Origin of the sequence: Sporosarcina sp. D27 (assembly GCF_000586555.1) — a bacterium.
Classification (GTDB): Bacteria; Bacillota; Bacilli; order Bacillales_A; family Planococcaceae; genus Sporosarcina.
On record NZ_AZUC01000063.1, the window covers coordinates 12,487 to 24,473 of the forward strand.

Annotated in this window: 9 protein-coding genes and 1 other annotated feature; of the genes, 3 read left to right on the forward strand and 6 right to left on the reverse strand. The window is 43.4% G+C overall.

Annotated elements, in window-relative coordinates; translation table 11 throughout:
• Nucleotides 1-46: 46 nt before the first annotated feature.
• The gene (locus tag N693_RS0117335; RefSeq protein WP_025786093.1) at nucleotides 47-526 is read left to right on the forward strand and encodes a GAF domain-containing protein; all 480 of its coding nucleotides are present in this window, start codon (nucleotides 47-49) and stop codon (nucleotides 524-526) included.
• Between the two features lie 69 nt (nucleotides 527-595).
• Here the strand turns inward: N693_RS0117335 and megL are convergent, their stop codons facing one another.
• The 3 genes from megL to N693_RS20740 form a co-directional block, all read right to left on the reverse strand.
• On the reverse strand, nucleotides 596-1,807 hold the full coding sequence (megL, locus tag N693_RS0117340; RefSeq protein WP_025786094.1) for a methionine gamma-lyase: 1,212 nt from the start codon (nucleotides 1,805-1,807) through the stop codon (nucleotides 596-598).
• A gap of 93 nt (nucleotides 1,808-1,900) precedes the next feature.
• Entirely contained in the window at nucleotides 1,901-3,757 is a 1,857-nt protein-coding gene (locus N693_RS0117345) for a sensor domain-containing diguanylate cyclase (protein ID WP_025786095.1), read from the reverse strand.
• Between the two features lie 112 nt (nucleotides 3,758-3,869).
• Nucleotides 3,870-3,995, reverse strand: coding sequence for a hypothetical protein (locus N693_RS20740; protein ID WP_256378147.1), 126 nt, complete (start codon nucleotides 3,993-3,995; stop codon nucleotides 3,870-3,872).
• 125 nt (nucleotides 3,996-4,120) lie between these two features.
• On the opposite strand from N693_RS20740, the gene rpsD reads away from it, so the two are divergent.
• Nucleotides 4,121-4,723, forward strand: a complete 603-nt coding sequence (gene rpsD / locus N693_RS0117350) for a 30S ribosomal protein S4 (RefSeq protein ID WP_025786096.1) — start codon at nucleotides 4,121-4,123, stop codon at nucleotides 4,721-4,723.
• On the opposite strand, the gene N693_RS0117355 is transcribed toward rpsD, so the two are convergent.
• Nucleotides 4,698-5,069, reverse strand: coding sequence for a hypothetical protein (locus tag N693_RS0117355; protein WP_025786097.1), 372 nt, complete (start codon nucleotides 5,067-5,069; stop codon nucleotides 4,698-4,700). The genes rpsD and N693_RS0117355 overlap by 26 nt on opposite strands.
• Nucleotides 5,070-5,411: 342 nt before the next feature.
• Nucleotides 5,412-6,677, reverse strand: coding sequence for a tyrosine--tRNA ligase (gene tyrS / locus N693_RS0117365; protein ID WP_025786099.1), 1,266 nt, complete (start codon nucleotides 6,675-6,677; stop codon nucleotides 5,412-5,414).
• Nucleotides 6,678-6,741: 64 nt separating this feature from the next.
• Nucleotides 6,742-6,940, reverse strand: a binding site (T-box leader).
• 157 nt (nucleotides 6,941-7,097) lie between these two features.
• On the opposite strand from tyrS, the gene N693_RS0117370 reads away from it, so the two are divergent.
• Nucleotides 7,098-10,061: a transglycosylase domain-containing protein gene (locus N693_RS0117370; RefSeq protein WP_051508786.1), complete on the forward strand. Its 2,964-nt coding sequence runs from the start codon at nucleotides 7,098-7,100 to the stop codon at nucleotides 10,059-10,061.
• 92 nt (nucleotides 10,062-10,153) lie between these two features.
• Here N693_RS0117370 and acsA read toward each other — a convergent pair whose 3' ends face one another.
• Nucleotides 10,154-11,872 (reverse strand): acetate--CoA ligase, encoded by a 1,719-nt coding sequence (acsA, locus tag N693_RS0117375; RefSeq protein ID WP_025786101.1) that lies wholly within the window; start codon nucleotides 11,870-11,872, stop codon nucleotides 10,154-10,156.
• Nucleotides 11,873-11,987 lie beyond the last annotated feature (115 nt).

Below are 11,987 nucleotides of genomic sequence, written 5' to 3' on the forward strand. Positions count from 1 at the left end.
CCTACTTTTTTTTAGGAACTAAATACAAAGAAATGAGGGAGCTTTTATGTTTATGGGGATCGAGTATTCGAAGGATTCAACAGAAAGTTATCGCCAACTTGCTGATCAGCTCCAACTTTTGTTAGATGGGGAAAAAAATCGCATAGCAAATTTAAGTAACGCCTCTGCCTTATTAAGTAATTTCTTAGAGCGTACCAATTGGACCGGTTTTTATCTAATGGAAGAAGGAGAACTTGTCCTTGGACCGTTCCAAGGCCTTCCTGCTTGTATTCGAATTCCATTGGGAAGAGGCGTATGTGGAACTTCCGCAAAAAACAGAGAGACCCTAGTTGTAGAAGACGTACATGCATTTGAAGGACACATTGCGTGTGACTCCGCTTCTCAATCTGAAATTGTGCTACCACTCGTGAAGAATGATGAACTCATTGGAGTATTAGATATCGATAGCCCGGATATCAATCGCTTTTCTGAAGAGGATCGTGTTGGCCTTGAACAGTTTGTAGAAGTTCTTTTACGACATATCTAGGTTTGACCCATTTAAACAAAAAGCAGCTGAGTGTATTCACTTCGCTGCTTTTTGTTTGCCTTAACATTCTTAATTAGAATGAGTTTGCTGCTCTTTAGTCACTTGCAGAAACGCTTGCTCTAAGTCTGCAATGAGATCATCAGCATGCTCTAATCCTGCCGACAATCTTAGGAGACCGTCACTAATCCCCATTTTTTCACGATCCTCTTCCGGTACTCCTGAATGGGTCATTGTTGTCGGGTGTTGTATCAGAGTTTCTGCGTCTCCCAAGCTCACCGCAATTTTGATCAGTTTCAAATGATTCATGAATGCTTGAGCTACAGGTTTGCCTCCTTTTATGTTAAAGGAAACAAGTCCTCCACCTGCTGTCATTTGTTTTTTCGCAATTTCGGCTTGTGGATTGCTGTCATCGAATGGGTAAAAGACGGCTTCCACCAGGTCTTGTGTTTTCAAATACTCCATCAGTTGGGTTGCATTTTTGCTATGCCTTTGCATTCGTACAGAGAGCGTTTTCAGCCCACGGATAAGTAACCAGGCATCGAACGGCGAAATAATACCTCCGTAATCTTTTTGTACACTTCCACGAATTTTATCAATTTCCGTTTTATCCTTACCTACAAGTAATCCCGCGATGACATCACCGTGTCCATTAATGTACTTAGTTGCACTATGCAACACAAAATCTACACCAAAGTCGATTGGATTTTGTAAATAGGGAGATGCAAACGTATTATCGACAACGATTTTTAACTGATGTCGTTTCGCAACCGCTACGACCGCTCGCAGGTCCGCGAGTTCCATAGTCGGATTGATCGGTGATTCAATGTAGATACAGACTGTTTCAGGCGTTACAGCAGCTTCTATCTCTTCTTCTGTTCCCATTGGAGTAAGGGTATGGGTAATGTTGTATTTCTGTTCCATAATACTAAGTAGACCAAAAGTGCAACCATAAATCCCACGTGAACAAACGATGTGATCCCCTGTTTTCGTCAGATGAGTCAGGATGGCACTAACAGCCGCCATTCCGGAACCGAATGCAAGGGATCCGGCTCCATTTTCTAGCAACGTCATTCGTTCTTCCAACACTCGGACTGTCGGATTACCTAATCTCGAATAGATGCCGCCCTCTTCTTCTCCTGCAAATCGCCTGGCTCCTTGCTCTGCTGTGTCAAAAGCATACGTCGATGTTTGATATAAAGGAACTGCTAAACTCCCATGATGCGAACTACTGTCATAGCCTGTGTGAACCGTTGCCGTATCTTTATGAATTTTTTCATTCACCCTGAATCATCCACCTTCCACTTATGAAGTAAACGCTTACATTCATTGTATGCTTAACGGTTGTAAAACTCAAAGAAAATCGGTACTTGCGCATCAATCTGCAAGTACCGATTCACTAACGATTATTTGATTTTTCCCACCTGTTTTTGCTGAGTAAAGTGCTTCATCGGTATTTTGAAATAATTGCTGATATGTCTCTTGGCGTGTCGAAGGTGCCCATACGCTAACTCCGATCGAAACAGTTACGGGTGGATTAGTAATTTGAGGCATTTTGAGCAACAACTGCTTTGCAAGACGCTCACCTTCAACAAGTGTCGCACCAGACAAGTAGACTGCAAATTCTTCGCCTCCCCAGCGTCCAGCGATATCATATTCTGTTATGCTTTCCTTAAGAAGTTCAGCCGTTTGTTTAAGTACACGATCTCCCACAGTATGACCGAACTGATCATTTACTTGTTTGAAATCATCCACGTCTAATAGAAGGAAAGCCCCGCCGACGCCTTTTTTAAATGCTGAGGACATATGCCGATCTAAGTACCCTCTCGCATATAAACCAGTCATCTGATCTTTGTTCGCAAGGTCCTGTAATTTCTCACGGAGCGCAGAGTTGGAAAGTGCAAGAGACGAGTGGCTAATAATCGCCTTCACTAGTTTGAAGTCTTCAAAAGTAAAATGGTACTTCTCCGTGTGCATCAGCAATGTATACCCCGCAATTTTTTCAGAAATGACTATTGGAGCAATCATTAGTGATCGATACGGAGTGAATCCCTCAATGTCATCGTTCTTCAAATCTGCTATAAATACAGCGCCATTTTCTTTTCTCACACGGCTCTCGGCATATTCCAAATAACGGCTCCCAGCCTGTGTTAGAAAGTACGAGGTCGTTTCTTTCGATAAAACTGGAGCTTCCTGATCCCTAAAATAGACAATAGCTACCTCTTCAGGTTCAAAAGTTTCTTTTAGTCGATTGTAAATATACGTAATCATTTCCTCGAACGAAAGTCGTTCCGTGAGCTTTTTAGAAACTTCATTCACTAATTGCAATTCACGGATCAATCTGTGGGATTGGTCGTACAAACTCGTATTTTCGATTGCATGACCTGCACTTTCTGAAATATTACGGACGAATTCTTTTTGCATAGGAGTAAATGTATAATGACGAGGTGCAGAAAGCTGGAGAATCCCATATGTCCCTTGCATGCCTTTAACGGGTGCACTTAGAATTTCAGCATCATGTTCAGCATCTTTTCCAAGCGTCAATTCTCCAGAAAGAAAAGCTTCAACAGTTGATGGAAGTTCATTGGGATAGTCGAATAACCTATACGGACAAGAAGAGGCCAACTGTTCTTGGGAAAGTATGAGATCCACTTGAATCGGACCAAAATTTTTAGAAACTGTGGATACAAGTTGTGATTGAATTACTCCTAAATCCATAGTTGAGTTAAATGTTTTAGTTGCTTCGAGTAAGCTTTGATAATTTTGGGAATGTTTGTGGAGTGATTGATATCCTTTAATGGTTTCAATGAGCCTACCAAGCAAAAGTTGGAACTTCTTGAAGAACTCAGATGATGCGAACGCATGCCACTCATCTGTTGACTTCACAAGAACCATTGCAACCGGCTCCCGTTTCTCATTTCTAATCATTAGTGTATCATCGGCAAAGTCTAACGGATTGTCTGTATCGGAAAAAGTTCCAGTTAGCATAGGTGACGTTAAGGTTTCAAGTACGCCAACACTGCTTCTGCTATCTTCTTTAAGCAAAGATGCGGCAGGATAGAATTGGTTCTCTTCATATAGAAAGAACTCTATTTTCGTCACATTAAAGTGAGTTGTGAACAGCTCTTCAAAAAGGCAGATGAATTCACTTTCTTTTACGTTCTTTATCACACCTACCATAAAATCCAGTAAGTTACTCTTAATCGATTCATATATTTGCTCATTTGTTTTCATATAGACACCCTCTATCTTTCAGTAAAAGCATCGAATAACTTACCTTCATTTTATAGTATCAAGATCCAAAATGCAACTTTATGACTAGTACAATATATCCATTTCGAATGATTTATTCTAGAAGGACTGAAGTCTCTTTTGAAATCACTTGACGTGGTCGTCCAATATTGGTATGATAGTCGTTGTGTAAAATAATTGCAGCAGTTGCGTGTTCTCTATTGCTCAGTCTGTTCCTCATTTTGAGGTGTATCCTGTAACCCTTGGCTGCAGAGGTGAAGATACATGAAAACAGAATGTCGTAGGGATTGAATGCATCTGGTCTTATTTTACAACAAAATAAAACCAACAGAGGAGGAGTCATTCATGGCTCGTTATACAGGTCCATCTTGGAAACAATCTCGTCGTCTTGGTATTTCACTAAGCGGCACTGGTAAAGAAATCGAAAAGCGTCCTTACGCTCCAGGTCAACACGGCCCGAACCAGCGTAAAAAACTTTCTGAATACGGTCTTCAACAACAAGAGAAACAAAAACTTCGCTTCATGTACGGTGTGAATGAGCGTCAGTTCCGCACATTGTTCAACAAAGCAGGTAAAATGCAAGGTATCCACGGTGAGAACTTCATGATCCTTCTTGAAACTCGCTTGGACAACATCGTTTACCGTCTTGGTCTTGCTCGCACACGCCGTGCTGCACGCCAACTCGTTAACCACGGTCACATCCTTGTTGATGGTAAGCGCGTAGATATCCCATCTTACAGCGTGAAGCCAGGTCAAGAGATTTCTCTTCGTGAAAAATCACAAAACCTTGACATCGTTAACGAATCAATCGAAATCAACAGCTACGTACCTGAATTCGTATCATTCAACGCTGACACTAAAGTCGGTTCATTCGTACGTCTTCCAGAGCGCAGCGAACTTTCAGCTGAAATCAACGAAGCTCTTATCGTTGAATTCTACTCTCGTTAATAGCAAGTCCCATCCCTTCCGGATTTTCCGGAAGGGATTTTTTGTTTTGTGGGGAGGGTGCATATTTCTTTCTTGAGCGCGTAAACGTTGCTCTTCCGCGCACAATCTTCTCCCTCTCGCGCGCATTCTGGTCTGGCTCGCGCGTAATTTCCCTGTCGTGCGCTTCTCCAGTCCTTCCTCGCGTATACATCGCTCTCCCGCGCACATTTCGGCCTGGTTCGCGCGTAATTTCCCTCTCGCGCGTATCTCCAGTCCTTCCGCGCGTAAACATCGTTCTTCCGCGCACAACACTCTTCCTTTCGCGCGCATTACGGTCTGGCTCGCGCGCGATTTCCCTCTCGCGCATATCTCCAGTCCTTCCGCGCGTAAACATCGCTCTCCCGCACAATCCTCTACTTTTCGCGCGCATTCTGGTCTGGCTCGCGCGCAATTTTCCTCTCGCGCGTATACATCTCTCTCCCGCGCACATTCCTCCGCCTTTCGCGCGCAATTTCCCTATCGCGCTTCTTCTGTTCTTCCGCGCGTAAACACCGCTCTACCGCGCACAATCCTCTACCTTTCGCGCGCATTCCGGTCTGCTCCGCGCGGAATCTGCCTCCCAGCGCGCTTTCTAACGGCTCCACGAACAAATCCCATAAAAAAAACAGAGAGAAAGGTTTTAACCTTTCTCTCTGTTTGATCGTTCATCTTATTTAAACATTACCATTATATACTTCTTCTTACCACGACGAACAATCGTAAATGCATCTTCTAAACGGTCAGCCGCGTTAACATCGTGCGCTGTATCCGTTACTTTGTCGCCGTTCAACGAGATTGCACCGTTGGTCACATCCTCACGTGCTTGACGTTTAGAAGGTGAAATCCCAGCTTCCACTAGCAACTCAACAATATTGTGATCTTCTTTCGCCATCTCGAATGTCGGTACATCTTTGAAAGCATCTTTCATTTCAGATGTCGTTAATTTCTTCAAGTCTCCACTGAACAGTGCTGCTGAAATACGGATCGCTTGATCGAGTGACTCTTGACCGTGAATTAGGCGAGTCATTTCTTCAGCCAATGTCTTCTGCGCTTTGCGCAAGTGTGGTTCATCTGCAACCGAACGCTCCAGTTCTTCAATTTCAGAACGATCCAAGAATGTAAATATCTTCAGATAATGCACAACATCCGCATCTGCTGCGTTGATCCAGAATTGGTAGAACTCATAAGGAGACGTCTTTGTGGCATCCAACCAGACAGCGCCACCAGCAGTTTTACCAAACTTTGTGCCATCGGATTTCGTAACGAGTGGAATCGTGATTCCGAATGCCTTAGCTTCTTCCTCGTGAGTCTTGCGAATGATTTCGAGTCCCGTTGTAATGTTCCCCCACTGGTCAGATCCTCCGATTTGCACGCGGCATCCGTAGTGATCATACAAGTGATTAAAGTCGATTCCTTGAATAAGCATGTATGTGAATTCTGTAAACGAAAGTCCTGTTTCTAAACGGGATGCCACGTTTTCTTTTCCTAACATGTAGTTAATATTCAACAATTTACCGTAGTCACGCAAGAATCCAATTGCGCTCATCGGTCCCATCCAGTCTTTGTTGTTGACTAGGCGCGCTCCGTTTTCATCAGCAAAGTCGAATAACCGCTCAAGCTGAACTTTCAAGCCTTTTACGTTTTCATCCACTTGCGCTTCAGTTTGGAGTTGTCTTTCATCCGCACGGAATGATGGATCCCCGATCATCCCTGTCGCTCCTCCGATGAGTAAAATTGGACGATGCCCGTGCAGTTGGAATCGACGAAGTGTAAGAAGTGGAACGATGTGTCCAATGTGCATGCTGTCTGCTGTCGGATCGACACCACAATAGAGCGATACTTTTTGTTCGTCTAGTAGCTTTGCCATCCCTTCTTCATCCGTTTGCTGGTAAAGCAAGCCTCTCCATTTTAAATCCTCTAATAAGTTTGCTGCCATGTAACTTCCTCCTCCATTTTCGATTCACAAATACAAAAAATCCCTACACAATCTAAAAAGATCATGCAGGGACGCTAATTGTACATGTAAGCGCGGTACCACCCAGCTTGAGATAATTATCTCCGCTTTATTAGCAATAACGCCGCTATCCGCGCAACACTCCAAAGCTGTAATTCGTGAACAAGGTACCGAGCAGCTTCCACCAACCGCTGCCTCTCTATACGGATCGCCTGCCACTACTGCGGCTTCTTCACTGTGAAGAGTAACTAAATCATATTGTAGTCGAAAATGGAAATTTGTCAAATAAATTCAGTCCATTACTGTTAGAATATGCTATAATTAATTAGATTTTTAGGAGGGAACGAATTGACAAAACAGGACAAAAAACGTGTTGAAGAACTTGAAGATAAATTCGAAGCGATGAAGAAAACCAAATGGGCAAAAAATACCCGGATTACCTCAGGCGTCATCTGGAATCTCTTTTTGCTTTTCTTAGTGATCGGTTTGACGTTAACGGTTTTCGGCGCTTCCGTAGGGGCAGGTTATTTTGCCTCGCTTGTTGAAAAGGAACCACTTCGTTCTAAACAAGAAATGCGTAGTGAAATTTTAAGTTATGAAGAAACATCCGAAATCTATACGAACGGAAAGTACTTAAGAAAAGTGCGAGCGGACATTGACCGGAAAGAAGTCAAACTCGAGGATGTCTCCCCTTACGTCATCAATGCTGTTTACGCAACAGAAGATGAATATTTTAGCACACATAACGGGATTGTCCCGAAAGCAGTTTTCCGAGGACTGTTCCAAGATGTCACCAATTCTGACAGTCAAACTGGCGGATCTACTCTTACACAACAGCTAATTAAAAACCAAATTTTAACGAATGAAGTCTCTTATGAGCGTAAAGCGAAAGAACTCTTGCTTGCGATGCGGTTAGAGCATTTCATGACCAAGGATGAAATTTTGGAATCCTATTTAAATATCATTCCATACGGTCGTAATTCTAATGGTGGAAACATTGCTGGAATCGAAGCTGCTGCGGAAGGAATCTTCAATAAGACCGCGAAAGAGTTGAATCTCGCTCAATCTGCATACATCGCTGGTATTCCCCAAGCTCCTTTTGCATATACACCATTTTACAATGGCTCAAATGGTTTGAAAGATGAAAAAGGATTAAAGCCAGGCATCAATCGAATGAAGACTGTGTTATTCCGAATGAAAGAAACAGAATATATTACCGAGAAGCAATACAATGAAGCGATTGCCTACGACATTACAAAAGATTTCAGAACTGCGGCTCCGGCACCTAAAAGTAGAGATGAATTCTTAACGGATGAAATACAGCGCAGTACCATCGCCATTCTTGCCGATATGATTGCAGAAGAAGATGGAATTGATGCTGACCGATTAAAAGAAGATAAAAAACTTAATGAAAAATATAGTATTTTAGCAGAACGTTCCATGAGAAATGACGGTTTCCGAATTCATTCGACTGTTGACTTAGCACTGTATAACGCGATGAACGATGTTTCGGAAAACTTTTCACAATATGGATTCACTACCGCAGTGAACTCCACCAATAAACAAACTGGAGAGAAGGTAACAGAGAAGTTGCCAGTTCAAGTCGGTGCAACATTATTGGACAATAAGACTGGTAAGATTTTAGCATTTGTCGGTGGACGTGATCATGAATTGGAAGCAACAAATCACGCAACACAAACTACCAGACAGCCTGGTTCTACTATCAAGCCATTACTCGTTTATGCACCGGCCATTGAGTATGGTGTCATCGGTGCTGGTAGCCCGGTAGTAGATGTGAAATTTAGAAGAGGAAGTTATGCTCCAGCCAACTTCATACCAACTCAGGAGCTTGGTATTATTTCAGCTCGCCAAGCACTTACGACTTCACAAAACTTAGCTGCACTTCGTCTCTATAATCAGATTCTTGACCGACGACCAGCAGAATTTCTAGAAAAAATGGGTTATACAAGCCTAGTGGAATCTGATTACGAAAACCTTTCTGCTTCATTAGGTGGTTTGAGATATGGTGGTACGGTCCAGGAAAACACAAGTGCGTATTCTACACTTGCAAACGGTGGACAACATGTAGACCCTTATATTATCGAAAAAATAGAAGATAAAAACGGCAACGTCGTCTACCAACATAAAGTTGAGCCTGTACAAGTGTTCAGCCCGCAAACTGCATATATTGTGACAGATATGCTTCGTGATGTCGCAACTAGCGGTACTGCAAAAGTGATGAAGAGTAAACTGAATTTCAACGTAGACATTGCTGCAAAAAGTGGTACGACGAACTCATTCAGTGACGCTTGGCTACTTGGTTATAATCCTAACGTTTCCCTTGGTGTATGGCTTGGTTATAAGTACCAAACCAAATCTCTCGAAAGTAGTGGAAACGCACAATATGGAACCGCAAGTTCACGTACAAACGCTTTATATGCACAACTCATGAATGCCATCAACCAGGCACGACCTGAAACGGTTGGTCAAAATGTTCGTTTCCAACGACCTAATGGTGTTGTGAATCGCTCATTCTGTGGTATTTCTGGTCTTGCTCCATCAGCTGCATGTTCAGCTGCTGGATTAGTCCGTTCAGATTTATTTAATGCGAATGTCATGCTCCCTAACAAAGCGGATGACAGCATCATTTCATCCTCTTCTGTATCCGTTAAAGGAAAGAGATATGCAGCATTGCCTTCGACCCCTTCTGAATTCATTACCGCTGGGGGCGTCGGAGTCAATCAAGAATTCATCAAACGGATGCTTGGACCTCTTGGGGGAGATGCGTCCAAGTTGTTCCCAGCACGATCAGCCTTTGCATCTAATGTCGTATCCGGTGCAATCTTCCCTGCGGATAGTGTTGCGCCTGCAGGTGTGACCGCTTCACAAAATGGCTCAGTATTGACATGGAGTGCGTCTCCTTCAAACGACGTCATTGGCTATTATGTCTACAATGGTGGAAAGCGTGTAGGGACAATCATTGATGGTCAGTCGCTCTCCTTCCCTATTGGAAGTGGATCTTATACGGTACGTGCTGTGGATATCACAGGACTAACTTCCGCACCTTCAAACGCAGTTACGACCGAGGCAGAAGCACCTGAACCGGAGACTCCTGATGATTCAACTAATGGATCAGGTGACAGTGGTGGCGACGGGAAACCAAAGCCTCCTGGTAATGGTGGGGACGACGGGAAACCGAAGCCTCCTACTAATGGTGGGGATGACGGAAAACCGAAGCCTCCTACTAATGGTGGGGATGACGGAAAACCGAAGCCTCCTGGTAATGGTGGGGACGACGGGAAACCGAAGCCTCCTGGTAATGGTGGGGGCGATGGTGACGGAGATGGTGGTTCAGACGGTGAATGATCTTTGCCGTCTTTTACCTTCATTGAAAATCGACTAAAAGAAAAGGCTGGACAGCTCCCAATGTGGGTCACTGTCCAGCCTTTTTTTCGTTTTTAGTCTTCCATTGTTGACAGATCGCCCGTCGGCAAATCAAGTTCCCATGCTTTTAGCACACGTCTCATGATTTTACCGCTTCGTGTCTTCGGAAGTTTGTCCTTGAACTCAATTTCTCTAGGAGCTGCATGACCAGCAAGCTCTTTTTTCACAAATTGCCGGATCTCTTCTTTCAATTCATCGGTCGGTTCGTATCCATCGTGTAGCGCGATGAACGCCTTAATGATTTCCCCACGGACCGGATCAGGTTTTCCAATGACACCCGCTTCAACAATCGCTGGATGTTCAATTAATTTACTTTCAATTTCAAATGGACCGACGCGCTCTCCACTCGTCATGATGACATCGTCTACACGACCTTGGAAGAAGAAATAACCGTCCTCGTCCATATAGGCAGAGTCTCCGGATACGTACCATTCTCCATTCAAGAAGTACGAATCGTACTTTTCTGGGTTATTCCAGACGGCTCTCATCATCGCTGGCCATCCTTTTTTCAACGCTAAGTTCCCCATTCGATTTGGTGGCAATACATTCCCTTGATCATCGACAATGGCTGCTTCAATTCCTGGAACCGGCTTCCCCATCGAACCTGGCTTCAGTGGAAGTGAGCCAAAGTTACAAATCATCTGGGCACCTGTTTCTGTCATCCACCACGTATCATGAATTCGCATGTTGAATGTCTCCATTCCCCAACGAACAACTTCAGGGTTTAACGGCTCACCCACTGACAAGATATGACGGAGCGAAGAGAGATCATGCCCTTCCATAGCAGCGCTTCCTGCTCCCATCAGCATACGGAATGCAGTCGGTGCGCTGTACCAGACAGATACACCAAATTCTTCAATAGCCCCATACCAGCTATCCGTTGAGAAACGTCCACCGACAATCAGATTTGTTGTTCCCGCCAATAATGGGCCAAAAATTCCATAAGCTGTACCTGTTACCCAACCTGGATCAGCAGTACACCAAAATACATCGTCTTCTCGAAGATCCAGTACCCATTTTGTAGTTTGAAGTTGTTGGATCATGGCTTCCTGTACATGGAGTACACCTTTAGGTTTACCTGTAGAGCCAGATGTATAATGCAACAATGTAGGTGATTCACGTTCTAACCATTCCACATTAAAATCTTTGGAAGCTTTCTCAAAATGTTTACTAAAACTGATTATTTTTCCTTCTTCTGTTACATCGTCCCCCACGACGAAGACAGTTTCAAGATTTGGCAAACGGTCAACAGGAATACGGTCAACCAGTTCAGGTGTCGTCACTATGGCTTTCGCATCACTGTCATCCAATCGATCATATACCGCACCTTCCATGAATGCTTCGAAAAGCGGTCCTACTATAGCACCGATTTTCAAAGCTCCTAAAAGAGCAAAGTATAATTCTGGGGAACGCGGCATGAATACAAAGATTCGGTCCCCTTTCTCTAAAGTTGAACAATTTTTCAATACATTTGCAGCTTTGTTTGAGTTTTTCTTCAAATCTCCAAATGTATAAGTTTCGTTACGTGAACCGTCTTTATAGTAGAGTGCAACCTTGTTTTTGCGGAATGAATCGGCATGTCGATCTACCGCTTCGTGCGCAATATTCACTTTTCCCGTTTCATACCAGCTAAAGGCTTTTTCAGCTTCTTTCCAATCGAAAGTAGCCGCCAATTTGTCATAGTCTTGCATTTGATAATCAGACTGTTGAGCCGGAATTGTTTTTAAAACCATAACAGAACCCCCTTGAATATGTACCAACACTTTTATTCTACATGAATTCCTCTTGAATTAGCAAACAAATAATATTTTTCCGACAGTTCTTCATTTTGTAAGAAATTTCATCAAA

Bases quoted from the DNA above. Each gene is read 5' to 3' on its own strand.
- N693_RS20740 (WP_256378147.1), bottom strand. From the start codon at position 3,995: ATGAGGAACAGACTGAGCAATAGAGAACACGCAACTGCTGCAATTATT.
- N693_RS0117355 (WP_025786097.1), bottom strand. From the start codon at position 5,069: ATGCGCGAGAGGGAAATCGCGCGCGAGCCAGACCGTAATGCGCGCGAA.
- N693_RS0117345 (WP_025786095.1), bottom strand. From the start codon at position 3,757: ATGAAAACAAATGAGCAAATATATGAATCGATTAAGAGTAACTTACTG.
- tyrS (WP_025786099.1), bottom strand. From the start codon at position 6,677: ATGGCAGCAAACTTATTAGAGGATTTAAAATGGAGAGGCTTGCTTTAC.
- N693_RS0117370 (WP_051508786.1), top strand. From the start codon at position 7,098: ATGAAGAAAACCAAATGGGCAAAAAATACCCGGATTACCTCAGGCGTC.
- rpsD (WP_025786096.1), top strand. From the start codon at position 4,121: ATGGCTCGTTATACAGGTCCATCTTGGAAACAATCTCGTCGTCTTGGT.
- acsA (WP_025786101.1), bottom strand. From the start codon at position 11,872: ATGGTTTTAAAAACAATTCCGGCTCAACAGTCTGATTATCAAATGCAA.
- N693_RS0117335 (WP_025786093.1), top strand. From the start codon at position 47: ATGTTTATGGGGATCGAGTATTCGAAGGATTCAACAGAAAGTTATCGC.